This window comes from Enterococcus sp. C102(2024) (assembly GCF_040888205.1).
GTDB lineage: Bacteria > Bacillota > Bacilli > Lactobacillales > Enterococcaceae > Enterococcus > Enterococcus faecalis.
The window spans coordinates 665390-690005 of sequence record NZ_JBFOHH010000001.1 but is presented as its reverse complement, the minus strand read 5'-3'; the positions used below and the strand labels follow the sequence as shown (position 1 = coordinate 690005).

Sequence of the window (24616 nt, the reverse complement as noted above, 5' to 3'; positions counted from 1 at the left end):
GTAGCAGAAAGGACTGACATTCGATATGACAGAAGTGGTAAAGATTTATCAACTGGTAGAAAATCTTTCTTTAGAAGTAGTATACGGAGATGAAGAAAGCTTAAATAGAACAATTAAAACTGGTGAAATTTCCCGGCCAGGTTTAGAATTAACTGGGTATTTTAATTATTATTCCCATGACCGTTTACAATTATTTGGGAGCAAAGAAATTACCTTTGCAGAACGAATGATGCCTGAAGAGCGTTTATTAGTGATGCGCCGTTTATGTGCGAAAGATACTCCAGCCTTTATAGTATCCAGAGGACTAGAAATCCCCGAAGAATTAATTACAGCAGCAAAAGAAAATGGGGTTTCTGTATTACGTTCACCGATTTCAACTTCCCGTTTACTAGGGGAACTATCCAGTTATTTAGATGGTCGTTTAGCTGTTCGGACAAGTGTCCATGGGGTTTTAGTTGATGTTTATGGACTTGGTGTTTTGATTCAAGGAGATAGCGGTATTGGTAAAAGTGAAACAGCTTTAGAGCTTATTAAACGTGGACATCGGCTAATCGCAGACGATCGTGTCGATGTTTATCAGCAAGATGAATTAACCGTGGTTGGAGAGCCACCAAAAATTTTGCAGCATTTAATTGAAATTCGTGGTATCGGAATTATTGACGTCATGAACCTGTTTGGAGCTAGTGCGGTCCGTGGCTTTATGCAAGTTCAATTGGTCGTTTATTTAGAGGCATGGGAAAAAGACAAGAAATATGATCGTCTTGGTAGTGATGATGCAATGGTTGAAATAGCTAACGTTGATGTCCCTCAGATTCGCATTCCTGTTAAGACTGGCCGAAATGTGGCCATTATTATTGAAGTGGCAGCAATGAACTTCCGCGCGAAAACAATGGGCTATGATGCAACAAAAACGTTCGAAGAGCGCTTAACCCGTTTGATTGAAGAAAATTCAGGAGAATAGAAGGAGAAGATGTGATGATGTTAGCTCAAGTAAATTCAATTGCATTTCGCCTTTTCGGTATTCCCGTCTATTGGTATGCAATTATTATTGTTTCAGGGATTGCTTTAGCTGTTTGGCTAAGTAGTCGTGAAGCCGTTCGTGTTGGTTTAAAAGAAGATGATGTCTTTGACTTTATGCTCTGGGGATTACCAGCAGCAATTGTTGGCGCGCGCTTGTATTACGTCGCTTTTCAATGGCAGGATTACGTAGACAATCCGATTGAAATTTTCTTTACTCGAAATGGTGGCTTAGCGATTTATGGTGGTCTTATTGGTGGGGGACTGGCGCTGTTTTTCTTTACGCGTCATCGTTTCATTTCTACATGGACTTTTTTAGATATTGCCGCACCAAGTGTGATTTTAGCGCAAGCAATTGGTCGCTGGGGCAACTTTATGAATCATGAAGCCTATGGGCCAGCGACCACCAGACAATTTTTAGAAAATCTCCATTTACCAACGTTTATCATTGATAACATGAATATCAACGGAACGTATCATCAGCCAACATTTTTATATGAATCTGTCTGGAATGTTTTAGGCTTTATCGTTTTAGTGTTATTACGCAAAAAGCCACACTTTTTAAAAGAAGGCGAAGTCTTTTTAGGTTATATAATATGGTATTCTTTCGGCCGCTTCTTCATCGAAGGGTTACGGATGGACAGTTTGTATGCGTTTAGTAATATTCGTGTCTCACAATTGTTGTCTTTAGTGATGTTCGTGGCAGCAATTGTTATTGTGATTGTTCGTAGAAGGAATCCCAATTTGAAGTTTTACAATCGGGAGAAACAAAAGAAAAAAATAACAACTTCTTAATCCAACTTGATCGAAGAATATGGTAGAATAGAGAAGTAACGTTGTTTAGCGAAAGGAGAGTTTCACCGATGAAACAAAAAGTCGCTGTTTTAGGTCCAGGTTCCTGGGGGACAGCTTTAGCTCAAGTATTAGCCGAAAATGGACACGAGGTCTGTATTTGGGGAAATAAACCAGAGCAAATCGATGAAATAAATACAAAACATACCAACAAACATTATTTACCAGAATTAATCTTACCTACTTCAATTCAGGCAACCACTGATTTAGCCACTGCTTTAGTAGATGTTGATGCGGTACTGTTTGTGGTACCAACTAAAGCCATTCGTTCAGTAGCACAAGAAGTGGCCCAACATTTAAAAACAAAACCAATTATTATTCATGCAAGTAAAGGGCTCGAACAAGGTACACATAAGCGGATTTCAGAAGTGATAGCGGAAGAGATTCCAGCAGAAAAACGGCAAGGGATTGTGGTTTTATCTGGTCCAAGCCATGCAGAAGAAGTCGCTGTTCATGACATCACAACCATTACAGCAGCAAGCGAAAATTTAGCAGACGCTGTGTATGTGCAAGAGTTGTTTATGAATGATTACTTTAGAATTTATACGAATGATGATGTGATTGGTGTAGAAACAGGGGCGGCCTTAAAAAATATTATTGCTTTGGGCGCCGGAGCGATTCATGGCTTAGGCTTTGGTGATAATGCCAAAGCGGCAATTATGACTCGTGGTTTAGCAGAAATTAGTCGTTTAGGGGTTGCGATGGGAGCAAACCCATTAACATTTATTGGTTTAAGTGGTGTTGGGGATTTAATTGTTACTTGTACAAGTGTCCATTCTCGAAATTGGCGTGCAGGTAATTTATTAGGAAAAGGCCATAAGTTAGATGAAGTCTTAGAAAACATGGGCATGATTGTGGAAGGTGTTTCAACAACTAAAGCAGCCTATGAATTGGCACAACAATTAGAAGTCGAAATGCCAATCACAGAAACCATCTACAATGTCTTGTACAATGACGAAGATGTACAACAAGCAGCAAAAGAAATCATGTTGCGCGATGGCAAAACCGAAAACGAATTTACACTTGATTTTTAGGAGGAAAAAAGATGAAAGTTAAAAAGGCAGTTATTCCAGCAGCTGGGTTAGGAACACGTTTCTTGCCGGCTACCAAAGCGATGGCAAAAGAAATGTTACCGATTGTTGATAAACCAACGATTCAATTTATTGTAGAAGAAGCACTAGCTTCAGGAATCGAAGATATTTTAATTGTGACAGGCAAAGCCAAACGTCCGATTGAAGATCATTTTGATTCAAATGTTGAATTAGAAAATAATTTAAAAGAAAAAAATAAAACCGATTTATTGAAATTAGTCGAAGAAACAACGGATGTTAATTTACATTTTATTCGTCAATCCCATCCGAAAGGCTTAGGACACGCTGTTTTACAAGCGAAAGCATTTGTTGGCAATGAACCTTTTGTCGTGATGTTAGGCGACGATTTAATGGAAGATAAAGTGCCATTAACGAAACAATTAATGGATGATTACGAACAAACACATGCTTCGACAATTGCGGTAATGAAAGTACCCCACGAAGATACTTCAAAATATGGTATTATCAACCCAGAAAAAGAAATCGAAAAAGGACTATACAATGTCGAGAACTTTGTTGAAAAACCAAAACCCGAGGAAGCACCAAGTGATTTAGCGATTATCGGCCGTTATTTATTAACCCCTGAAATTTTTGATGTACTTGAAAATCAAAAGCCAGGAGCTGGTAACGAAATTCAGTTAACAGATGCGATTGACACTTTAAATAAAACACAACGCGTTTTTGCTCGTGAGTTTAAAGGAGAACGTTACGACGTTGGCGATAAATTTGGGTTTATGAAAACAAGCATTGAATATGGTTTGACTCATCCAGAAGTAAAAGATAATTTACGAGAATACATTATTAATTTAGGTGCTCAGTTAGCGAAAAAAGAGCAACCAAAAGAAAAATAAATAAAAATAAGCGTAAAATTTCAATTCGTTAGAAGGAAATTTTACGCTTATTTTCTTAAAGAAAAGGGCATGAGAATTTTATAAAATAAATTGTCATTCTTAGCTTTATGAGTTGTGAAAAATATAAGTTGGTGTTATCCTAAGATTATAAATAAAATTTCAGAGGGGAGTAATGATATGTCAGGTGGGGAAATTGCTGCCTTAATTGCAGCGGTAGCATTTGTTGTTTTAGTCATCTTTTTAGTACTTGTGTTATATAAAGTTTCTCAAGTTGTTTCAAAAATTGAAGATACAATTGATGAAACAAATACAACAATCAAAGTCGTGACTAGCGATGTGAATGTATTGAGTCGCCAAGTGGAAGGCTTGCTTGTTAAAAGTAATGAACTATTAACAGATGTGAATCAAAAAGTGGCAACGATTGATCCGTTGTTTACGGCCGTTGCTGATTTAAGCGAAAGTGTCTCTGAATTGAACACCTCAAGTAAACATTTGATTACGAAGGTAGGAACCGTAGGGAAAGGCACAGCGAAAGCTGGTTTAGTGAGTAAAGTAGGCGGTTCTGCTTTTAGAGCAATGCGTTCAAAAAATAAAAAAACAAATAACTAATTGGAGGAGATTTTTATGGCTAAAAAAGGCGGATTTTTCTTAGGAGCAGTAATTGGTGGAACAGCAGCAGCCGTTGCCGCATTATTACTTGCACCAAAATCAGGTAAAGAATTACGTGATGATTTATCAAATCAAACAGATGATTTAAAAAACAAAGCGCAAGATTACACAGATTATGCTGTTCAAAAAGGAACAGAATTAACAGAAATCGCAAAACAAAAAGCCGGCGTTTTATCAGATCAAGCCTCTGATTTGGCAGGTTCTGTCAAAGAAAAAACAAAAGATTCATTGGATAAAGCACAAGGTGTTTCTGGCGACATGCTTGATAACTTTAAAAAACAAACAGGTGATTTATCTGATCAATTTAAAAAAGCAGCTGACGATGCTCAAAATCACGCGGAAGATCTAGGTGAAATTGCTGAAGATGCAGCAGAAGATATCTATATTGACGTTAAAGATTCTGCGGCAGCAGCCAAAGAAACTGTTTCTGCTGGTGTCGATGAAGCAAAAGAAACCACCAAAGATGTTCCTGAAAAAGCTGCAGAAGCAAAAGAAGATGTTAAAGATGCAGCGAAAGACGTAAAAAAAGAATTTAAAGGGTAACAAGCGTTTAGCTTATGAAAGTTAGCAACGGATCGTGTTGCTTTTGTTCAGCGGCTTACCTTAAAATTTAGAAATGAGGCCATCAGTTCGGTTGACTGATGGCCTCATTTTATTTTTATGCTATTGAATAATTTGCAATTCTTTGGTTGTCTTAGTGAATGGTTCGGAGCCTGTTTTCGTTACGTGTAAACAATCTTCAATACGAACGCCTACTTTTCCAGGAATGTAAATACCGGGCTCAATAGAGAAACACATACCTTCTTCAATGACTAAATCATTGCCATGAACCAGCGATGGGTATTCATGGACAGTGGTTCCAATGCCATGGCCTAAGCGATGGTTAAAGTATTCACCATAACCAGCTTTTGTGATTACACCTCGAGCAATATCATCTAATTCGCCTGCTGTAACACCAGGTTTCACCGCTTCAGTTGCTGCTAATTGTGCTTCTAAGACAATTCCATAAATTTCTTTTTGGAAATCAGAAGGTTCCAAGTAGCTGACTGTTCGTGTGGCATCACTACAATAGCCATTATGAACGACACCTAAATCAAATAGCACTAAGTCATGGGGCTCAATTTTTGTTTCGCCAGGTACCCCGTGAGGACTAGCTCCGTTTTTTCCTGTTAAGACTAACGTATCAAAACTCATCGAGCGAATACCTTGACGTTTTAATTGATACTCGATTTCTGCAACAATTTCTTGTTCCGCAACGCCTGCTTGAATTGCTTTGAAGCCAATCTCAAAAGCGACATCCGCCCAACTACCAGCTTCTAGTAAACGTTGAATTTCAGGTTCTGTTTTAATTAATTGAAGTTTTTCAATTAAAGGCGTAACATCATGCGAAAAATCGCTAGCTGGGAAATAGGTTTTCAATTGATCAAAACGAGCTAAAGAAAGAGCTTGTTTTTCTAAAGCAAAGCGTGGTGTGCCTTGTGTTCGTTTATTTAATAAAGCCGCAATTTTTTCCCAAGGATTTTCGCTATCTAAATAACCATAAACGGGATAAGTCCAACTACTATTTTCGGCATCTTCGACTTCTAATGCAGGTGTAAATAAAAATGATTGATCGTCCGCAGCGATAAACAAAGCTAACACGCGTTCATGAGGTTCGCTTTCGTAACCGGAAAAGTAAGCGATATGACCAGGATCACTAATATAAGTGAAGTCAATCTTTTCTTGGTGCATCCAATTTTTTAAATCGGCAATTTTTTCTTGATTCATAAAACATCCTTCTTTCTTTTATTCTGAAGTGAATCACAGTACTATCATAACATGAAATGACAAAAAGTTCCTTTTGAAATGGAAAGTAAATTTTCATGAAAAAACGATAAAACGGTTGCAAAAATAGAAGAATTTTGATATTCTAGGCTAGGAAAGAAATGTAAACAGTGTTTTCAGAAAATGAGAACAAATTCATATTTATAGGAGAAGAAACATGGAAAAACAAACAATTACAATTTATGATGTTGCTAGAGAGGCAAATGTATCTATGGCTACTGTTTCTCGTGTTGTCAATGGTAATCCCAATGTAAAACCAGCAACGCGTAAAAAAGTCTTAGAAGTGATTGATCGTTTAGATTACCGTCCTAACGCAGTCGCACGTGGTTTAGCAAGTAAAAAAACGACAACAGTGGGTGTCATTATTCCAGATGTTAGTAATGCATTTTTTGCTTCATTAGCACGTGGCATTGACGACGTGGCTACAATGTATAAATATAATATCATTTTAGCTAATTCAGATGGAGACGATCAAAAAGAAGTTACTGTATTAAACAATTTACTTGCCAAGCAAGTAGATGGGATTATCTTTATGGGTCATCGCATTACAGATGATATTCGTGGTGAATTTTCACGTTCAAAAACACCTGTTGTCTTAGCAGGTTCAATTGATCCAGACGAACAAGTTGGTAGCGTTAATATTGATTACACAGAAGCAACGAAAGATGCAACAGCGACTTTAGCGAAAAATGGGAACAAAAAAATTGCTTTTGTTAGTGGTGCATTAATCGATCCAATTAATGGTCAAAACCGAATGAAAGGCTACAAAGAAGCTTTAGCGGAAAATGGCTTATCTTATAATGAAGGCTTAGTTTTTGAATCTGAATATAAATTTAAAGCAGGCATTAATTTGGCTGAGCGTGTCCGTAATAGTGGGGCAACTGCTGCCTTTGTTACAGACGATGAGCTAGCGATTGGTTTATTAGATGGGATGCTAGATGCTGGTGTGAAAGTTCCAGAAGAATTTGAAATCATTACAAGCAATAACTCATTGCTTACAGAAGTCTCTCGTCCACGTCTATCAAGTATTACACAACCTTTATATGATATCGGTGCCGTGTCAATGCGCTTATTAACAAAACTAATGAACAAAGAAGAAATTGAAGAAAAAACAGTTGTTTTACCTTATGGAATTGATCAAAAAGGCTCAACAAAATAAGAGAAAATTCTATTAGAAATGCAAAAAAGCACAAGAAGAAATCATTTTCATGATTTCTTCTTGTGCTTTATTTGATAATGAATTACTTCTTTGCATTCTGCTATTAATATACAGTAAGGTTAAAAATTAAAATAAGATTAAATTGATTAGAAAACAGGTCGGTAAAACATTGCGCATGGTATCTTTAGATTAAAAAAAGAGGTGTTTTTGTGAAGGTAAAAGAATTAACTGTCGAGTATGGTAATAGAACAATTATAGAAAATTTATCTATGCAAGCTGAATTTGGTGAAATAATTGGCTTAGTTGCTCCTAATGGAACTGGAAAAACCACGTTTTTTAAAGCTATATCTGGTTTAATCCCTAGAAAAAATGGAAATATTAGTTTAAATAAGATTGATTACAATAGTAGAGGTGCAACGTATTTAAAAGAACTATTTTTTCTTGAAAGTAGTAAAAATTTATATGATTATTTGACGCCGAAAGAACATCTTGAATATATTAAAGCCGCTTGGAAAAGTAATAGCGATATAGAGCATATTTTTGAACAATTAAAGATGAAAGAATACCAAAATAGAACAATAAAAAAATTATCTCTCGGAATGAAACAACATGTATTATTAGCGATGTACCTAGCAAGTGATGCAACAATACTTTTGTTAGACGAACCTTTTAATGGCTTGGATCCTACTAGTGTTAGTTTATTCATAATGTGCTTAAAAGAAATAGTTTCTAAAGATAAAATAGTTATTTTATCTTCTCATGATTTGTATAATGTTGAACACACATGTACACGTATTTTATTTATGAAAAATAAAAAGCTGGTTGAGAACGATCAACGTAACCTTTCTTTACGTGAACAATATGATAACTTATATTTAAGAGGAGAAGAGAGAAATGCTTAAGATAGAAACGATAAAAATATTGAAAGAGAAGAGTCTGTGGTTTGTGTTTGTAGCCTTTATTTTAATGTTAATTTATCCGTTGCTAGCTCAACCCCAACAACTTTCTTTTAAAGAAATGCAATATGAAAACCGAATCAAAAATAACGAACAAGCGAAAGAAAAAATGAAAAATGAGCCTGCAGCAAAAGAAACTTTAAGTGAGATAGAAGATGAAAGTGAGCAATTAAGGAAAGCAATTAATGCCATCAAAATTGGTGATGAATGGGCTTTATTAGAAGCTGAGAAAAAATTGGAAGAAAGTAATTTAAACGCAATGTTAAAAGGAACGTTGTACAGTATACCAATTATTGAGCAACAAAAAAGAGTCAAAGAATTGCAATATTTATCTGAAAACAGGATCAAACAAGTGGATTCTTCTGAAGTTGCTAAAATGCCTGCTTTGAATTACCTAGGTTTTCTTTTATCGATGGATTTTTCATATACATTATTATTAATTATCCCTAGTTTAATGATTATAGCGCTCGCAACTTTAGAAAAAAGAAAAAATACTGTTTCTTTATGGAATGGCCTTCCCTTAAAACTATGGAAAAAATATTCTATTAAAATAAGTAGTATTTTGTTTACAGTCGGATTGGTTTCTTATCTGTCAATCTTTCTTTCTGTAATCAGTGCATTTTTCAAAAATGGTCTGGGAAACCCTGATTATCCAGTCGCGATTATTGAAAAGGGACAAAGTGTTACAATCATTTCTCTTTCTAACTATTTGTCGAGAAGCCTAATTATGTTTGGTATGCTGTTATTAGCATTGACAGTATTCAGTTTCTTGCTTTCACTATTTACTGGAAATTTGATTGTTCATAGCTTGCTAATTGTTGGTGTGATATTATCTTCAGGAGTTAGCATGATTTCCAATAAATTTTTCTTTACATCTTATATGAATTTTCCCAAAATTATTAATGGAGGAAATGGGTATGAGCCGATGGATGAGATAAGTCTCACATTTGATTTTTCTTTAAAGATGATAGTTGTCTATGTATTAATAAGTTTAATAGTATCTGCTATTGTTTTGAGAAACAGAAAGGGATTATTTTAGTTAAAATAGGTTGATTGCTGCATATTATTTCATTAAATGTAGGAGCTATTTTTGAATAGCTCGAGCTAGTATCGATGGTAAAGAATAAGAGAAACAATAAAAGTAGAGACGTAATCCATCAATTGATGAATTACGTCTCTACTTTTTTACATAATTTTGGTTGCAAGCTTAACTTACCAAATTCTTTAGTTGTTCTTTTTATTGTTATTGTTGTTGTTATTATTTGTAGTGGCACGTGGAGCAAGATTTCCCCAGTAAGAAGCGTAATTGCTGTCTGTTCCACCGATCCCAAATTTATAGGTACTTTGTGGTGCACCATCTTTGGCATAGTATGAAGTCGTTGTTTTGCCAGGTGTATTGAACTTGGCACCATTATAGGTAATTGAGCCAGGCTTTTCACCTGTAAATTCAGAAACTTTTGATTTAATGACACTTGGATCTAATTCAAATTTTTGACCAATGCCAAACAATTCTGGATTCGCATAGTACAGCGCATTAGCTAAGTTCGCCATATAATTCCCGTTATTGTCGCCGCTGGTCGTCGTCATTGGCGCTGGTAGATCATGTCCTGACCAAGAACTTAGTGTCACAGTCGGGGTAGAGACAATCAGCCATGAATCTTTATAGTCATTAGTTGTCCCAGTTTTTCCAACCCAATCAGCACTGGCTAAATGAGGATTCAAGCCAGCTAATGTTGGTTTGAATTTTGTCGTATTCGCAGAATCCACCACTGAGCGCAACAAGTCATTCATAATAGAAGCGGTCGCCGGTGAATAAACTTGCGCTCCTTCATCTTTGTGTTCGTAGACCACATGTCCGCTATTGTCTGTGATTTTTTCAATCATGTAGGCTTTTTGATATTTACCTTTGTTAGCAAGCGCTTGGAAGCCGTTTGTTTGTGTTACAACATTTGTTTCTACTGAACCCAATGGCGCAGATTCATAAGCCCAAGCATCTGAAGCTGGATAGTTCATTTTACTTAAGTAGTGATTGTAAGAGAAATTATCATCACCCATTTTTTTCCTTAGCTCATTATTAACATGAACGACAGGTATATTGAAAGACCAATTCAAGGCATTCCGAACAGTCACGAATTGATTTAAATCCACATTTGTGGAATTAACAAATTCTGTACCATCAGCATAAGTCGTTGGGTAGTTGGCCAGACGACTTTCAGAACCAATGAGTCCTTGATCAATTGCAGGACCATAGACAGAAATTGGTTTAATCGTAGAACCAACTTGACGATCGGCATTAAAGGCATGGTTGTTTTGATTAATATCGAAGTTTCTGCCGCCGATAAAACCGAGGATACGACCAGTAGCGTTATCCATTAAAATATTCCCAGTTTCAATCATTGTATTCCCATTGACATCTGCAGTTCCATCATCAAGCAAATAACCATAATTTGCGACAGCGGTTTGCATCGTGTTGTAAATATTCTGATCAATGGTCGATTGGATTGTATAGCCTTGCGACTGGATTTCGCGACGTGCTTGTTCTTCATATTGATCTAAACCAACTTGATCTAAATCATCACGATTAACTTTAGCTTTTTTCATATCTAAATCCATGACAATCTCAACTGCTTTATCTAACACCGTATAGTATAGATAGCCTTCTGTATTGACATTGGCCTGTTCAGTTGGTAAAAAGTCTTTTTTCAAGTCGTAAGCTTTGGCTTCTTCATATTCCTTTTGCGAAATAGCTTTTTCTCGGTACATACTGAAAAGAACAAAATCTTTTCTCTTCATTCCTAAAGACAAATCGTCTTTCAAGGCACCAGTGTTAGTATAGGGCGTGTAAACAATGGGACTTTGGGGAAGTCCTGCGATAAAGGCCGCTTGAGGAAGATTCAAGTCCTTGGCACTTTTACCAAAGAGTCCTTTGGCTGCTTCTTCCACGCCTGCAATATTTTCACCTTTGTTATTACGACCAAAAGGGGAGACATTTAGATAAGTTGTCACGATTTCGTCCTTAGAAAAGTATTTTTCAATACGTAAAGCTAATAAAATTTCGTTGGCTTTCCGTTTAAAGGTCGTTTCATCAGTTAAAATCTGTTGCTTGACTAATTGCTGAGTCAATGTTGAACCACCAGAAGAACCGCCGATACCTGTCGCATCAGAAATCAACGCTCGAACTAGCGCTTTTGGTACTACCCCATGATGTTCTTCAAAATATTCATCTTCTGTTGAAATAATGGCTTTTTTTAGCAATGGAGACATTTGATCGCCATTAATTCGTGTCCGAATTAAATCTGATTTGATGTTAGCAATCGGGGTACCGTCTGCGTAAGTCATTTTTGACACTTCGGTAATATCACTGATTTCTTTTTGCAATTCTTCCTTCGTTGGGGGCTGTGTATCTTCAACTAGAAAAGCAAAATAGCCCATTCCGATACCTAAGCCAAGAGAGCCACCTAAGACAATCAGAATAACCCCAAAAACCACTAATGACTGAAAAACGCGAATAATGACATTTAAAATAAGTAAAAAGACATTGCCGCCAGAAGAGGTCGTTGGTTTTTGCTTATTGTTACTTGAATTATTTTTCAAAAGCTTCACCTCAATAAAATGATACATTCTGTGTTATTATAGCAAAAAAAAGCTTCTATGAATAGTTTCTACACCAATTGCCATTTTTTGTTGAAAAAACTTAAGAGAAAATAGGTAAATCTCATTTTTTGACTTTTCAAGTGTGACAGAATCGGTTACTATGAATAGGGGAATTTGATCTATTATTATGTTTTACTATAGGAGGAAAATCATGAATTCAGCTTTTTTTGAAGAATTAAAAGCCCGTGGGTTGGTCTACCAAGTCACAGATGAAGAAGCCTTACAAAAACAATTAAATGAAGAATCTGTTAAATTATATATCGGCTTTGATCCAACGGCAGACAGTTTACACATCGGGCATCTACTGCCAATTCTCATGTTACGTCGTTTCCAACAAAATGGTCATGTGCCCATTGCTTTAGTTGGTGGCGGAACAGGCATGATTGGTGATCCATCATTCAAAGATGCAGAACGTAGTTTAAACACACTTGATACAGTGAAAGCTTGGTCTGAAAGTATTAAGGGCCAGTTGTCACGTTTTATCGATTTTGAAGATGAAAAAAATCCAGCGATTCTAGCAAATAACTATGATTGGCTTGGAGAGCTTTCATTAATTGATTTCTTACGTGATGTTGGAAAAAACTTTACAATTAACTATATGATGAGTAAAGAAAGCGTGAAACGCCGAATCGAAACAGGAATTTCTTATACTGAATTTGCGTATCAATTATTACAAGCGTATGATTTCTTGAAATTGTACGAAACAGAAGGCTGTTTATTGCAATTAGGCGGCAGTGATCAATGGGGGAACATTACTTCAGGGATTGAATTATTACGCCGAGAACAAGAAGTTCAAGGATTCGGCTTAACCATGCCTTTAATTACAAAAGCAGATGGTACCAAATTTGGTAAAACAGAAGGAAACGCAGTTTGGCTAGATGCGGAAAAAACTTCGCCATATGAATTTTATCAATTCTGGATTAACACAGATGATCGTGATGTCGTGAAATTCTTGAAATACTTTACTTTCTTAACATTGGATGAAATTGCAACAATTGAAGAAGAATTTACAGCGAACCCAGGTCAACGTGCTGCGCAAAAAGCGTTAGCCAAAGAAGTGACTACTTTAGTCCACGGTGAAGCAGCCTATCATCAAGCGGTTAAAATTTCAGAAGCGTTGTTCAGCGGGGATATCCAAAGCTTAACAGCAGAAGAAATTAAACAAGGCTTTAAAGATGTACCAACGTACGAGGTGCAACCAGAGGATCAATTAAGTTTAGTCGACTTATTAGTTACCTCAAAAATAGAACCATCCAAACGTCAAGCCCGTGAAGATGTTCAAAATGGAGCGATTTACGTCAATGGAGAACGTAAACAAGATTTAGCAGCTGAATTGACAGAAACTGATAAAATCGAAGGACAATTTACTGTGATTCGTCGCGGGAAGAAAAAATATTTCTTGTTAAAATACTAAAAAAATGAAAGCTTGGGACGAAGGTCGTTTAGACAACAGGTTCCAAGCTTTCGCTTTTAAAAAAGATAAATTGGGATTAATTCTGTTGCAAAAAACTCTTTTTTACTATTGGGCATATTCAATTACAGATAACTTGTGCTATGCTAGAATAAAAAGTGCAGTCGCTATAAGGAGTAGGTTATGAAATCAATTGTCGAAAAGTTAAACTTAACGAAGTATCAGCAACCAGTTATTTTAAATAGACCACAGGCAGAGTATCTATCTGAATTTGCTTCAGCCGCGCAGCAATTACCCTCAGAACCAGTTGAGCTGATTTTTGCATTTGTGAAAACGATGGCGGAATTTCAAGAGATTGTTTCAATGGTGATTGAAGGTCAACATTTAGTAGAAAATGGGTTGTTATATGTGGCTTATCCGAAAAAAGGCAATAAAATGTATCCAACCTTTGTCCACCGAGATGAAATTTTTCCAACATTACAAGTAAACGAGGCAGATGGGTATATTAAAGGCTCAACCTTAAAATTTAATCGCATGGTTAGTTTAGATGAGACTTTTACGGTTGTCGGCATGAAGAATGTTCTTAAAAAGCCAGCGAAGAATCAGACCAGTTCTGCTGTTGGGGATTATGTTCAATATTTACCAGAAATTGAAGAGTTGGTACAAACAGAACCAGCTGCTGCAGCGACATTCGCTGCATTAACGCCTGGTTATCAAAAAGAGTGGGCGCGGTATGTATTTAGTGCAAAGCGAGCGGAGACACGGAAAAAGCGGCAAACTGAAATGTTAGTCATTTTAAAAGAAGGCTATAAAACCAAAGCTCTTTATCAGCAAAGGAAGAAATAATGGGGCAGTCAATTGAAACAGTTACAGCATACATCGATACAGTTGAACCAAACTGGCGAATTGCTTATCAGCAAGTATTAGATGTCGTTTCGCAAAATTTGCCAGCAGGATTTGAATTAACGATGCAATATGGTATGCCAACCTTTGTTGTGCCGCTTTCAGTATTTCCAGAAGGCTATCTCAACCGTGGTGATGAGCCGTTACCATTTATCAGTTTAGGCGCTACTAAAAGGCAAGTAGCTTTATATCACATGGGATTAATGGGAAATGAAGCCGTCCGAAGTTGGTTTCAAGAAGCCTATCAGGAACAAGTGTCAACAAAGCTAAACATGGGGAAAAGTTGTCTTCGCTTCACTAATCCTAAGCGAATACCCTATGAACTAATTGGCGAATTAGTAACAAAAATCACGCTTGAAGAATGGCTGCAACAGTATCAACACTACCAAAAGAAAAAGAAGAATTATTAGGAGGAACCACATGTTATTAGGATCACACGTTAGTATGAGTGGCAAGAAAATGCTATTAGGCTCTGCCGAGGAAGCGGCTAGTTATGGCTCAACAACCTTTATGATTTATACAGGTGCGCCACAAAACACGCGCCGGAAACCGATTGAAGAAATGAATATTGAAGCTGGGCAAGCGTTTATGAAGGAACACAATTTAAGTAATATCGTCGTTCATGCCCCGTATATTATTAATTTAGGCAATACAATCAAAACGGAAAATTTCGGTTTTGCCGTAGACTTTTTGCGACAAGAAATTGAGCGAGCACAAGCGTTGGGAGCAACGCAAATCACGTTACACCCAGGTGCGCATGTTGGCGCAGGTCCAGAAGCCGGCATCAAACAAATTGTTAAAGGTCTAAATGAAGTCTTGTGGAAAGAGCAAATCCCTCAAATCGCTTTAGAAACAATGGCTGGTAAAGGAACCGAAATCGGCCGTACGTTTGATGAACTAGCTGCAATTATTGACGGAGTTACGCTAAATGATAAACTTTCTGTCACTCTGGATACTTGCCACATTAATGATGCAGGTTATAATGTAAAAGATGATTTTGATGGCGTATTAGTTGAATTTGATAAAATTATCGGATTGGATCGTTTAAAAGTTATTCATGTGAATGATTCTAAAAATCCTATGGGCTCACATAAAGATCGTCATGCCAATATTGGTTTTGGCACTATTGGTTTTGAAGCTTTAAACGGTGTGGTTCACCATGAAAAATTAACTGCTTTACCAAAAATTCTAGAAACACCTTATGTCGGAGAAGACAAAAAAAATAAAAAGGCCCCTTACGGCTTTGAAATTGCGATGTTAAAAAATCAAACATTTGATCCAGAATTATTAGAAAAAATTCAAGGACAAAACTAAAGCAACAATCGCTCTTAAAGCTCCTATTGACATTTAAGAGCGTATATTTTTGACTTTTAATCACTATTTTGCAAAAAAATCAGACTTTTTTCATTATTTAAGAGAAATCCCGCAAAAAGAACTTTTCTTTTTTTGCTATTTCTAGTAAAATAATTCATTGAGAGCAAAACTATACGGAGAGGAGAGAGTTTCAATGGCAACAGGTTGGGTAGTATTAATCGCAGTAATCGCTTTATTAGTAGGCGCTGCAGGGGGCTTTTTCCTTGCACGCAAATATATGCAAGATTATTTCAAAAAAAATCCTCCCGTTAATGAGGATATGTTACGCATGATGATGGCATCAATGGGTCAAAAACCGTCAGAGAAAAAGGTTAGACAAATGATGCAACAAATGAAAAACCAAGGAAAATAGTAAAGGTTATTCAGGTAATCATGAATAAGTGTAAAAACGGGCTGATTTTCAGTCCGTTTTTTTGTTGTTTTGCGGGAGAATAGGATAATCTAGGAGGAAAAGAGCGAGACGTTTAATCAAAAACAACACAATAACGAAGAAACCTTCTAGCTCGAAAGTAGTCTTCGTAGAACAACAAAGTAAAAGGAGGGACAACTGAATGTCCATATTCAAAAAATTAGGCTGGTTTTTTAAGCAAGAGAAAAAAAGTTATATTATTGGGGTTTTCTCATTAATGATGGTCGCTCTTGTTCAATTAGTCCCGCCCAAAGTTATTGGCGTCGTTGTAGATGAAATCGTTAACAAAGAAATTCGCTTAACGAAAATTATCGTGTGGGTTGCACTCTTGGTTGGTGCTGGGCTTGCCCAATATCTTTTTCGCTATATTTGGCGGATGCATATTTGGGGGAGTGCCGCTCGTTTGGAAAAAGAGCTACGGACTCAATTATTTCATCATTTCACAAAAATGGATAGCATCTTTTATCAGAAATATCGGACAGGTGACTTGATGGCGCACGCAACCAATGATTTAAATGCCATCCAAAATGTGGCTGGAGCTGGGATTTTAACGTTTGCCGACTCTGTGATTACGGGAGGAACAACGATTATCGCAATGGTTCTATTTGTCGATTGGCGCTTAACATTAATTGCTTTATTACCGCTGCCTTTATTAGCCGTCACTTCACGAGTTCTAGGCTCTAAGTTGCATGATGCCTTTCGAGATTCACAAGCCGCTTTTTCAGCGATTAATGATAAAACACAAGAAAGTATCACTGGAATTAAAGTCATTAAAACGTTTGGGCAAGAACAAGAAGATCTTGCTGATTTTACAGAGAAAATTGATGATGCTATCGTCAAAAATAAACGAACGAACTTTTTAGATGCACTGTTTGATCCGTTTATTACGCTGATTATTGGTGTTTCTTATGTTTTGACAATTATTATTGGTGGTCGTTTCATCATGGAAGGAACGATTAGTTTAGGTCAGTTGGTCTCTTTCATTGCCTATATTGGGATGCTAGTTTGGCCAATGTTTGCGATTGGGCGCTTATTTAATGTGTTGGAACGTGGGAATGCTAGTTACGATCGTGTGAACGAATTATTGCATGAAAAAACGCATATTATCGAACGAAAAGATGCCATCAAAACAATGGCAAAAGGGACAATTTCAATGAAGATTGATTCTTTTTCTTATCCAAAAGAAGAGGCAGTGGCATTGGAAAACATCCAATTTTCGTTGCAAGAAGGAGAAACTTTGGGGATTGTTGGCAAAACAGGCGCTGGTAAAACCACTATTTTGAAGTTGTTGATGCGTGAATATGACCAATACCAAGGAACGATTTACTTTGGAAAACATAACATTAAAAATTACACATTAGATGCATTGATGGGTGCAATGGGTTACGTGCCACAGGACCATTTTCTCTTTTCCATGACGGTACGAGATAACATTCGTTTTGCTAAACCAGACTTGGAACAAGCGGCAGTTGAACAAGCGGCAGCATTAGCGTTTATTAACCAAGAAATTAAAGCATTCCCTGAAGGCTATGACACAATGGTTGGGGAACGTGGCGTTTCGCTTTCTGGAGGACAAAAACAACGGATTTCTATTGCACGAGCCTTGATTGTTGAACCAGAATTGTTAATTTTAGACGATGCCTTATCTGCAGTCGATGCGAAGACTGAAGAGGCGATTTTATCAAATCTAAAAGAAACTCGCCAAGAAAAAACCACTATCATTACAGCACATCGTTTAAGTAGTGTCATGCATGCAAAAGAAATCTTAGTGTTGGATGAAGGGAAAATTATTGAACGGGGGACGCATCAAGAGTTACTGGCTCAGAAGGGTTGGTATCAGCGGATGTGGGAAAAACAGCAATTAGAAGCGAAAATTGAAGGGAGTGAGAGTTAATGGAAGAAAAGTATCAATCCGAATGGTCCAGAGAATTACCGTTGAAAGAACAATTAACGATTGTTCAGCGTTTGTTTCGTTTTGCCAAACCATTTCGGCGCATGTTTTACACAGCTATTCTCTTTGCGTTTGGCTTATCAATTATCAATATTCTTTTGCCTAGAGTCATTCAAGTTTTTATGGATAATTATTTAACGCCTAAAACTGCTACAATGCAAGTAATTCTAACTTTTGCTGCTATTTATTTTTTTGGTGTCATTGTCAAAAGTATTGTTTGGTTTTTCCAATGGTATTTGTATTCGATGGCTTCTTTAAAAACGTATCAATATATACGAGTGAAATTATTTGAAAAATTACACACTTTAGGTATGCGTTATTTTGATCAAACACCAGCGGGTTCGACGGTGTCTCGTGTTACCAACGATACAGAAACATTGTTTGAATTCTGGTATGTATTCTTAATGGTGATTACAGGAATTTTTGCCGTAATCTCGTCATTTTTTGCAATGTTTCAACTCAGTCCAGAAATTTCATTTTATTGTCTAATTTTCTTGCCAATTTTATTAGTTGTAATTTGGTATTACCAAAAATTTAGTTCAAAATTATATCGCAGTATGCGGGAAAAATTAAGTCAATTAAACACCAAACTAAATGAATACATCTCTGGTATGCAAATCATTCAACAATTTCGCCAAGAAAAGCGTTTGGAAAAAGAATTTGAAGAAACCAATGATGACTATTTAAAAACACGAGTAGCAATGATTCGTATGAATTCGTTATTATTAAGTCCCATCATTAATTTGTTGTATACGTTGGCGATTGCATTGGCCTTAACTATGTTTGGCATCGATGCTTTACATTCACCTGTTGAAGCGGGGATGATTTATGCTTTTGTAACGTATGTCCAAGCTTTTTTTAATCCGATGACACAAATGATGGACTTCCTAAGTATCTTTACAGATGGGATTGTCGCAGGTAGCCGTATTTTAAAAATTATGGATACGGAAGAATTAACGCCGCAACAATCAGTAGGTGCGAATGGGGAAATTATCCGCGGGAAAATTGAATTTCGCAATGTTACTTTTTCTTATGACGGCAAAAACGAAGTATTGAAAAATATTAGCTTTGTCACAAATCCAGGGGAAACCGTCGCTTTAGTCGGTCATACAGGAAGTGGTAAAAGTTCAATTATTAATGTACTCATGCGTTTCTATGAATTTTATGAAGGGCAGATTTTAATTGATGATCGTGACATTCGTGATTTTCCCATGACAGAATTACGGGAAAAGATGGGCTTAGTATTACAGGACGCTTTCATGTTTTATGGAGATATTGCTGGAAATATCCGTTTACTGAATCCAAATATTACAGATGAGCAAATTAAACAGGCTGCGGAATTTGTTCAGGCAGATAAATTTATTCACACGTTATCCAATACCTATCATGCGAAAGTCATTGAACGAGGAGCGAGTTATTCTAGCGGGCAACGTCAATTAATTTCGTTTGCACGAACGATTGTGACTGATCCCAAAATTTTAGTTTTAGATGAAGCAACCGCTAATATTGATACAGAAACAGAAGGATTGATTCAAGAAGGATTAGCCAAAATGCGTCAAGGGAGAACGACAATTGCGATTGCGCATCGCCTTTCGACGATTCGTGACGCAAACTTGATTTTAGTTTTAGACAAAGGGCAGATTGTAGAACGAGGAACGCACGAAACGTTACTGGCAGAAGGTGGCCTTTATGCGGATATGTATCAGTTACAAAGTACGGAAGTTTAACGTAACAATAGAAAGAGTTAAATAACCCAAACAAAGGCATTTAGTGTTAGGAAATTCCTAATTCTAGGTGTCTTTGTAGCTCTTTAAATTGCAAAAAAGAATAGAAATGGTATGATATGAAGAGAGAAAAACAAACGAGGAAGTTAGGTGGAACTGTGAAGCCAGTTATAGTCAAAAATGTGCGAATAGGTGAAGGGAATCCCAAAATTGTGGTGCCCATTGTTGCTCCAACAGCCGAGGATATTTTGGCCGAAGCAACGGCGAGCCAAACACTAGATTGTGATTTGGTGGAATGGCGTTTAGACTATTATGAAAATGTCGCTGATTTTTCCGATGTATGTAATCTTTCACAACAAGTAATGGAACGGTTGGGGCAAAAACCGTTATTGTTAACTTTTCGTACACAAAAAGAAGGCGGCGAAATGGCTTTTTCCGAGGAAAATTATTTTGCTTTATATCATGAATTAGTGAAAAAGGGTGCGTTGGATTTATTGGATATTGAATTATTTGCGAATCCACTGGCGGCAGATACGTTAATTCACGAAGCTAAAAAGGCGGGGATTAAAATTGTTCTCTGTAATCACGACTTTCAGAAAACACCGTCGCAAGAGGAGATTGTCGCGCGGTTACGCCAAATGCAAATGCGTCAGGCGGATATTTGTAAAATAGCTGTGATGCCACAAGATGCGACAGATGTACTTACGTTACTTTCAGCAACCAATGAAATGTACACCCATTATGCATCCGTTCCAATCGTTACTATGTCAATGGGACAGTTAGGGATGATTAGTCGCGTAACAGGTCAACTGTTCGGATCGGCACTAACTTTTGGCTCCGCCCAGCAAGCGTCTGCACCAGGCCAACTATCCGTACAAGTATTAAGAAATTATTTAAAGACATTCGAACAAAACAAGTGATTCAGAAGGTGAAAAAAGTGGCAAAGAAAAAAACACAACAAAAAACGAATGCGATGCGCATGGTGGAACAACATAAAGTACCATATAAAGAATATGAATTCGCTTGGAGTGAAGATCATTTAAGTGCAGAAAGTGTCGCTGAAAGTTTAGGTATTGAAAAAGGACGAATTTTTAAAACCTTGGTTACAGTAGGTAATAAAACAGGTCCAGTCGTGGCTGTCATTCCTGGTAATCAAGAATTAGATTTGAAAAAATTAGCGAAAGCTAGTGGCAACAAAAAGGTAGAAATGCTTCACTTAAAAGATTTAGAAGCAACCACAGGCTATATTCGTGGGGGCTGTTCACCAATTGGGATGAAAAAACAATTTCCCACCTATTTGGCTGAAGAAGCTCAACAATATTCTGCAATTATTGTTTCTGCAGGCAAACGTGGCATGCAAATTGAATTAGCGCCTGAAGCAATCCTTTCGCTAACCAATGGGCAATTTGCGGAAATAACGACAAAAGAATAAGTGGCTATAAGAAGAAGTCGAGACAGAACCGTTTATCTGTTTTTAAACGTGGAGCAAAAATCACTTGGAATTTTTGCTCCACGTGTTTAATTATCAAATTAATAAAGGAAAAGCATTAAGTAAACAGTGCTACTTTTTATTGGGATAAAATTTTTGTAATGCTTGCCGTGCAAGCATATCGGCCGCTTTGTTTTGACTTTCAGGTAGCCATTTGATTAAGAGCAAAGGAAAATTCTTTTCTAGTTGTTGATATTCTGCTAAATAAGGCTGGTACTTTTCATTTTTAGCATAGTTTTTTTCAATTGTTTGGACAACAATTTTACTATCTGAGTGGAGAAGAACGGTTTGTTGATTGTCTTCATTGGCAATCGCTTGTTTTAAAGCTTCAATCAGCACTTTAAATTCGGCTTCGTGATTACTAACAATGCCTAAAGGCACATGCAATTGTTGCCGCGATTGGTCGGTGAGGTAAACGATACCGCCGCCAGATTCACCTGGATTGCCTTTTGTTGCAGCATCTACATAAATTCTTAACATAAAATTACTCCTAATTTCTTTTTGTTCTTAAAAAAAGTATGTTACTATTATAACATATTTAAATTTAGCGGCGTTGATCCAGAAGTAGTGAGGGCACTTTATGAAAAAACAGAAATTCTATTGGCAGCCAGAATTAGCATCAACAATTATTTACTGGTCTTGCACATTTTGTATATTATTTATTAGTTTAATTTTAGCATTGGAAAATAATGGTCCTTACTTGATTAGTAATCTGGTGATGGTTCCATTTTTTGTGTTTGCGTATCTAGGAATTGCGCGGTCTTTTAACCTGACAGAAACATCTTTAATTGTCAGAGATGTTTTATGGTTTCGCAAAAAAGCACTTCCGCTTTCTCAGATAGAAAAAGTAACCTACAATGAAAAAAGCATCGAAATTTTTTCCTCAGAATTTAAGGAAGGCTCAAAAGTCTTTTTAATGAAAAAGAAAACGATTCCGTTATTTCTTGAGGCACTTAAGATAAAAAAGCCTGAATTGAAGGTAGCAGAAGATCATTCTTTGGGCCTTCATAAAAAAGAAGAAAAAAACAAGAGTGAGTCATAAGTCGAAACGACTGGTGACCCACTCTCAAAATCTTAAAATAATCAGCTGAAACAAACGCTACGTTTACTTACTTTTTGGAGCTAAGCGCTGTTGGTTCAGCTTTTTTAGTTATCTATTTTTTTGACATGTGCTGCTTGTAGCCCACGATTGCCTTCCATTATCTCGAATTCTACAGATTGATTCTCATCAAGTGATTTGAATCCGTCACCTTCTATAGCAGTGAAGTGGACAAAAATCTCATCTTCTTCGTTGTAAACGATAAAACCATAACCTTTTCTGTTATCGAACCATTTGACAATTCCTTTTTGCATCCAATTCACGCTCCTTTTAGATTTGTAAAGACACTTTCATTATACGAGAAAAGGCTACCAAACGTCAATGGTTGGGTTGTTTAAAAAAGGTTATTCTAGCCATTCTATTCAATACAAGCTATAATTTAAAAGAAACAATGTGTCACAAAGACGATAAAGAATTGAAAAGGGGTCCGTTATGAAGACAGATATTAACATTGCACAAGCAGCAACATTAAAACCTATTCAAGAGATTGCCGAAACAATCGGTCTTTCAGAAGATTCGCTCGAACTTTATGGAAAATACAAAGCGAAAATAGATTTCCCAACGCTTCAATCCTTAGAAGCGAAGCCAGAAGGTAAATTAATCCTCGTTACATCGATTAATCCAACACCAGCAGGAGAAGGAAAATCAACCGTGACCATTGGCTTAGGAGATGCATTAAATCAAATCAATAAAAAAACAGTTATTGCCCTAAGAGAACCATCATTAGGTCCTGTGATGGGGATTAAAGGTGGCGCAACAGGTGGCGGTTACGCACAAGTATTACCAATGGAAGAAATCAATTTGCATTTTACTGGTGATATGCATGCGATTACGACAGCCAATAATGCCTTAGCTGCGTTACTAGATAATCATTTACAGCAAGGAAATGAATTAAAGATTGATTCTCGACGGGTGATTTGGAAACGGGCAGTGGATCTAAATGATCGTGCGCTCAGACAGGTCGTTGTTGGTTTAGGCGGTCCTTTCCAAGGTGTACCAAGAGAAGACGGTTTCGATATTACTGTGGCGAGCGAAATTATGGCGATTCTTTGTTTAGCGCAAAATTTAACGGACTTAAAAGAACGCTTAAGTCGGATTATTGTCGCCTATAATGACCAAAGAGAGCCGGTGACGGTTAAAGATTTAAACGTGGCAGGTGCGCTGACTTTATTATTAAAAGACGCCTTAAAACCTAATTTAGTTCAAACGATTGAAGGAACTTCAGCTTTTGTTCACGGTGGTCCTTTTGCCAATATCGCTCATGGATGTAACAGTATTTTAGCGACAAAAACAGCTTTGCATCTAGGGGATTATGTCGTAACAGAAGCAGGTTTTGGTGGCGACTTAGGTGGCGAAAAATTTTTAGATATTAAAGTACCTTCTTTAGGAAAAGCACCCGATGCCGTTGTGATTGTGGCAACGATTCGCGCGTTGAAAATGCATGGCGGTTTGGCGAAAGATCAGTTAGCAGAAGAAAATTTACCAGCGTTACAAAAAGGCTTTGCCAACTTAGAAAAACATATTCAAAACATGCAACGTTATGATGTACCAGTAGTTGTTGCAATTAATGAGTTTACACAGGATACAGAGAAGGAAATTCAACTGTTGAAAGAAGCTTGCCAAGCGTTAGGCGTGCCCGTCGAGTTAACAAGTGTTTGGGCGCAAGGTGGCGCAGGTGGCACGAATCTAGCGAAAACAGTGGTAGCAGAGATTGAAGCCAATACAAAGCAGTTTCAACCTTTGTATAACCCTCGCCAAACAATTGAAGAAAAAATTCAAGCCATTGTACAAACGATTTACGGCGGGGAACAGGCGATTTTTTCTCCGAAAGCGCAAAAGCAAATTGCAGACTTTACAAAAAATGGTTGGGATCAATTACCAATCTGCATGGCGAAGACACAGTATTCACTTTCTGACGATCCTCAAAAATTAGGACGGCCAGAAGGATTTACGATTACAATTCGTGAACTAGTTCCAAAAATCGGTGCAGGGTTTATCGTGGCGTTAACGGGTGACATTTTAACGATGCCTGGCTTGCCGAAAGTTCCTGCTGCGTTAAATATGGATGTAGACGAAACGGGTCAAGCGAGCGGTCTCTTTTAAAGCCGCTCTTTCCTGAGACCTATTTTTAGTATATACTTGAAAGTAGCTCAATAAAAAATAATGACGGAAATTTATTGCGT

25 protein-coding genes are annotated in these 24616 nt (G+C 37.0%); 21 read left to right on the top strand and 4 right to left on the bottom strand.

What is annotated here, in order from left to right; genetic code table 11:
• Positions 1-25 precede the first annotated feature (25 nt).
• From hprK to AB3I34_RS03365, 6 genes are all read left to right on the top strand, one after another.
• The gene (gene hprK / locus AB3I34_RS03390; RefSeq protein ID WP_002357309.1) at positions 26-961 is read left to right on the top strand and encodes an HPr(Ser) kinase/phosphatase; all 936 of its coding nucleotides are present in this window, start codon (positions 26-28) and stop codon (positions 959-961) included.
• A 17-nt stretch (positions 962-978) separates the two neighbouring features.
• Complete coding sequence (gene lgt, locus AB3I34_RS03385) at positions 979-1812, top strand: prolipoprotein diacylglyceryl transferase (protein ID WP_002381830.1); 834 nt, start codon at positions 979-981, stop codon at positions 1810-1812.
• A gap of 68 nt (positions 1813-1880) precedes the next feature.
• A complete protein-coding gene (locus AB3I34_RS03380; protein ID WP_002357312.1) occupies positions 1881-2903 on the top strand; it encodes an NAD(P)H-dependent glycerol-3-phosphate dehydrogenase in 1023 nt (340 codons plus the stop codon).
• A gap of 11 nt (positions 2904-2914) precedes the next feature.
• Positions 2915-3811 carry a UTP--glucose-1-phosphate uridylyltransferase GalU gene (gene galU / locus AB3I34_RS03375; RefSeq protein WP_002357314.1) on the top strand — a complete coding sequence of 299 codons (897 nt, stop codon included), beginning with the start codon at positions 2915-2917 and terminating at the stop codon, positions 3809-3811.
• 177 nt (positions 3812-3988) lie between these two features.
• Positions 3989-4420 carry a DUF948 domain-containing protein gene (locus AB3I34_RS03370; RefSeq protein ID WP_002357316.1) on the top strand — a complete coding sequence of 144 codons (432 nt, stop codon included), beginning with the start codon at positions 3989-3991 and terminating at the stop codon, positions 4418-4420.
• Positions 4421-4435: 15 nt separating this feature from the next.
• The gene (locus AB3I34_RS03365) at positions 4436-5023 is read left to right on the top strand and encodes a YtxH domain-containing protein (protein ID WP_010712520.1); all 588 of its coding nucleotides are present in this window, start codon (positions 4436-4438) and stop codon (positions 5021-5023) included.
• 120 nt (positions 5024-5143) lie between these two features.
• Here the strand turns inward: AB3I34_RS03365 and AB3I34_RS03360 are convergent, their stop codons facing one another.
• The gene (locus tag AB3I34_RS03360; RefSeq protein WP_002408910.1) at positions 5144-6247 is read right to left on the bottom strand and encodes an aminopeptidase P family protein; all 1104 of its coding nucleotides are present in this window, start codon (positions 6245-6247) and stop codon (positions 5144-5146) included.
• Positions 6248-6461: 214 nt separating this feature from the next.
• On the opposite strand from AB3I34_RS03360, the gene ccpA reads away from it, so the two are divergent.
• From ccpA to AB3I34_RS03345, 3 genes are all read left to right on the top strand, one after another.
• The gene (gene ccpA / locus AB3I34_RS03355; protein WP_002357319.1) at positions 6462-7463 is read left to right on the top strand and encodes a catabolite control protein A; all 1002 of its coding nucleotides are present in this window, start codon (positions 6462-6464) and stop codon (positions 7461-7463) included.
• A gap of 209 nt (positions 7464-7672) precedes the next feature.
• Positions 7673-8365 carry an ATP-binding cassette domain-containing protein gene (locus tag AB3I34_RS03350; protein ID WP_002420131.1) on the top strand — a complete coding sequence of 231 codons (693 nt, stop codon included), beginning with the start codon at positions 7673-7675 and terminating at the stop codon, positions 8363-8365.
• Positions 8358-9458: an ABC transporter permease gene (locus AB3I34_RS03345; protein ID WP_010712519.1), complete on the top strand. Its 1101-nt coding sequence runs from the start codon at positions 8358-8360 to the stop codon at positions 9456-9458. Before AB3I34_RS03350 ends, AB3I34_RS03345 begins: the two co-directional genes overlap by 8 nt.
• 185 nt (positions 9459-9643) lie before the next feature.
• Here AB3I34_RS03345 and AB3I34_RS03340 read toward each other — a convergent pair whose 3' ends face one another.
• Positions 9644-12040, bottom strand: a complete 2397-nt coding sequence (locus AB3I34_RS03340) for a transglycosylase domain-containing protein (protein ID WP_025189387.1) — start codon at positions 12038-12040, stop codon at positions 9644-9646.
• A gap of 184 nt (positions 12041-12224) precedes the next feature.
• Here AB3I34_RS03340 and tyrS point away from each other — a divergent pair, with 184 nt between their 5' ends.
• From tyrS to ybaK, 10 genes are all read left to right on the top strand, one after another.
• Positions 12225-13487, top strand: a complete 1263-nt coding sequence (gene tyrS / locus AB3I34_RS03335; RefSeq protein ID WP_002377261.1) for a tyrosine--tRNA ligase — start codon at positions 12225-12227, stop codon at positions 13485-13487.
• 4 nt (positions 13488-13491) lie between these two features.
• On the top strand, positions 13492-13671 hold the full coding sequence (locus AB3I34_RS03330) for a hypothetical protein (RefSeq protein WP_002365741.1): 180 nt from the start codon (positions 13492-13494) through the stop codon (positions 13669-13671).
• Positions 13668-14330: a YdeI/OmpD-associated family protein gene (locus AB3I34_RS03325; protein WP_010712517.1), complete on the top strand. Its 663-nt coding sequence runs from the start codon at positions 13668-13670 to the stop codon at positions 14328-14330. The genes AB3I34_RS03330 and AB3I34_RS03325 overlap by 4 nt, the downstream gene beginning before the upstream one ends.
• Positions 14330-14797 (top strand): DUF1801 domain-containing protein, encoded by a 468-nt coding sequence (locus AB3I34_RS03320; RefSeq protein WP_010712516.1) that lies wholly within the window; start codon positions 14330-14332, stop codon positions 14795-14797. Before AB3I34_RS03325 ends, AB3I34_RS03320 begins: the two co-directional genes overlap by 1 nt.
• Positions 14798-14807: 10 nt before the next feature.
• Positions 14808-15701, top strand: a complete 894-nt coding sequence (locus tag AB3I34_RS03315; RefSeq protein ID WP_002357396.1) for a deoxyribonuclease IV — start codon at positions 14808-14810, stop codon at positions 15699-15701.
• Positions 15702-15894: 193 nt separating this feature from the next.
• The gene (locus AB3I34_RS03310) at positions 15895-16113 is read left to right on the top strand and encodes a YneF family protein (protein ID WP_002357397.1); all 219 of its coding nucleotides are present in this window, start codon (positions 15895-15897) and stop codon (positions 16111-16113) included.
• Positions 16114-16312: 199 nt separating this feature from the next.
• Positions 16313-18064: an ABC transporter ATP-binding protein gene (locus tag AB3I34_RS03305; protein WP_010712515.1), complete on the top strand. Its 1752-nt coding sequence runs from the start codon at positions 16313-16315 to the stop codon at positions 18062-18064.
• Positions 18064-19848 (top strand): ABC transporter ATP-binding protein, encoded by a 1785-nt coding sequence (locus AB3I34_RS03300; RefSeq protein WP_085444230.1) that lies wholly within the window; start codon positions 18064-18066, stop codon positions 19846-19848. Before AB3I34_RS03305 ends, AB3I34_RS03300 begins: the two co-directional genes overlap by 1 nt.
• Positions 19849-20003: 155 nt before the next feature.
• Entirely contained in the window at positions 20004-20765 is a 762-nt protein-coding gene (gene aroD, locus AB3I34_RS03295; protein ID WP_002357400.1) for a type I 3-dehydroquinate dehydratase, read from the top strand.
• On the top strand, positions 20762-21277 hold the full coding sequence (gene ybaK / locus AB3I34_RS03290) for a Cys-tRNA(Pro) deacylase (RefSeq protein WP_002382387.1): 516 nt from the start codon (positions 20762-20764) through the stop codon (positions 21275-21277). The genes aroD and ybaK overlap by 4 nt, the downstream gene beginning before the upstream one ends.
• Positions 21278-21406: 129 nt before the next feature.
• On the opposite strand, the gene AB3I34_RS03285 is transcribed toward ybaK, so the two are convergent.
• Positions 21407-21814: a ribonuclease HI family protein gene (locus AB3I34_RS03285; RefSeq protein WP_002357402.1), complete on the bottom strand. Its 408-nt coding sequence runs from the start codon at positions 21812-21814 to the stop codon at positions 21407-21409.
• A gap of 100 nt (positions 21815-21914) precedes the next feature.
• Here AB3I34_RS03285 and AB3I34_RS03280 point away from each other — a divergent pair, with 100 nt between their 5' ends.
• On the top strand, positions 21915-22376 hold the full coding sequence (locus tag AB3I34_RS03280) for an EbsA family protein (protein WP_010712512.1): 462 nt from the start codon (positions 21915-21917) through the stop codon (positions 22374-22376).
• Between the two features lie 104 nt (positions 22377-22480).
• Here AB3I34_RS03280 and AB3I34_RS03275 read toward each other — a convergent pair whose 3' ends face one another.
• Positions 22481-22687: a cold-shock protein gene (locus AB3I34_RS03275; protein WP_002357404.1), complete on the bottom strand. Its 207-nt coding sequence runs from the start codon at positions 22685-22687 to the stop codon at positions 22481-22483.
• A 178-nt stretch (positions 22688-22865) separates the two neighbouring features.
• Here AB3I34_RS03275 and AB3I34_RS03270 point away from each other — a divergent pair, with 178 nt between their 5' ends.
• A complete protein-coding gene (locus AB3I34_RS03270) occupies positions 22866-24536 on the top strand; it encodes a formate--tetrahydrofolate ligase (RefSeq protein ID WP_085444231.1) in 1671 nt (556 codons plus the stop codon).
• Positions 24537-24616 lie beyond the last annotated feature (80 nt).

What these genes read in the sequence shown, in the direction of transcription:
- AB3I34_RS03285 (WP_002357402.1), bottom strand. Translation starts at nt 21,814, where the DNA reads ATGTTAAGAATTTATGTAGATGCTGCAACAAAAGGCAATCCAGGTGAA.
- AB3I34_RS03330 (WP_002365741.1), top strand. Translation starts at nt 13,492, where the DNA reads ATGAAAGCTTGGGACGAAGGTCGTTTAGACAACAGGTTCCAAGCTTTC.
- AB3I34_RS03275 (WP_002357404.1), bottom strand. Translation starts at nt 22,687, where the DNA reads ATGCAAAAAGGAATTGTCAAATGGTTCGATAACAGAAAAGGTTATGGT.
- AB3I34_RS03360 (WP_002408910.1), bottom strand. Translation starts at nt 6,247, where the DNA reads ATGAATCAAGAAAAAATTGCCGATTTAAAAAATTGGATGCACCAAGAA.
- tyrS (WP_002377261.1), top strand. Translation starts at nt 12,225, where the DNA reads ATGAATTCAGCTTTTTTTGAAGAATTAAAAGCCCGTGGGTTGGTCTAC.
- lgt (WP_002381830.1), top strand. Translation starts at nt 979, where the DNA reads ATGTTAGCTCAAGTAAATTCAATTGCATTTCGCCTTTTCGGTATTCCC.
- AB3I34_RS03370 (WP_002357316.1), top strand. Translation starts at nt 3,989, where the DNA reads ATGTCAGGTGGGGAAATTGCTGCCTTAATTGCAGCGGTAGCATTTGTT.
- ccpA (WP_002357319.1), top strand. Translation starts at nt 6,462, where the DNA reads ATGGAAAAACAAACAATTACAATTTATGATGTTGCTAGAGAGGCAAAT.
- AB3I34_RS03305 (WP_010712515.1), top strand. Translation starts at nt 16,313, where the DNA reads ATGTCCATATTCAAAAAATTAGGCTGGTTTTTTAAGCAAGAGAAAAAA.
- AB3I34_RS03300 (WP_085444230.1), top strand. Translation starts at nt 18,064, where the DNA reads ATGGAAGAAAAGTATCAATCCGAATGGTCCAGAGAATTACCGTTGAAA.
- AB3I34_RS03315 (WP_002357396.1), top strand. Translation starts at nt 14,808, where the DNA reads ATGTTATTAGGATCACACGTTAGTATGAGTGGCAAGAAAATGCTATTA.
- AB3I34_RS03345 (WP_010712519.1), top strand. Translation starts at nt 8,358, where the DNA reads ATGCTTAAGATAGAAACGATAAAAATATTGAAAGAGAAGAGTCTGTGG.
- galU (WP_002357314.1), top strand. Translation starts at nt 2,915, where the DNA reads ATGAAAGTTAAAAAGGCAGTTATTCCAGCAGCTGGGTTAGGAACACGT.
- AB3I34_RS03310 (WP_002357397.1), top strand. Translation starts at nt 15,895, where the DNA reads ATGGCAACAGGTTGGGTAGTATTAATCGCAGTAATCGCTTTATTAGTA.
- AB3I34_RS03340 (WP_025189387.1), bottom strand. Translation starts at nt 12,040, where the DNA reads ATGTATCATTTTATTGAGGTGAAGCTTTTGAAAAATAATTCAAGTAAC.
- hprK (WP_002357309.1), top strand. Translation starts at nt 26, where the DNA reads ATGACAGAAGTGGTAAAGATTTATCAACTGGTAGAAAATCTTTCTTTA.
- AB3I34_RS03365 (WP_010712520.1), top strand. Translation starts at nt 4,436, where the DNA reads ATGGCTAAAAAAGGCGGATTTTTCTTAGGAGCAGTAATTGGTGGAACA.
- AB3I34_RS03280 (WP_010712512.1), top strand. Translation starts at nt 21,915, where the DNA reads ATGAAAAAACAGAAATTCTATTGGCAGCCAGAATTAGCATCAACAATT.
- AB3I34_RS03380 (WP_002357312.1), top strand. Translation starts at nt 1,881, where the DNA reads ATGAAACAAAAAGTCGCTGTTTTAGGTCCAGGTTCCTGGGGGACAGCT.
- AB3I34_RS03270 (WP_085444231.1), top strand. Translation starts at nt 22,866, where the DNA reads ATGAAGACAGATATTAACATTGCACAAGCAGCAACATTAAAACCTATT.
- AB3I34_RS03325 (WP_010712517.1), top strand. Translation starts at nt 13,668, where the DNA reads ATGAAATCAATTGTCGAAAAGTTAAACTTAACGAAGTATCAGCAACCA.
- AB3I34_RS03320 (WP_010712516.1), top strand. Translation starts at nt 14,330, where the DNA reads ATGGGGCAGTCAATTGAAACAGTTACAGCATACATCGATACAGTTGAA.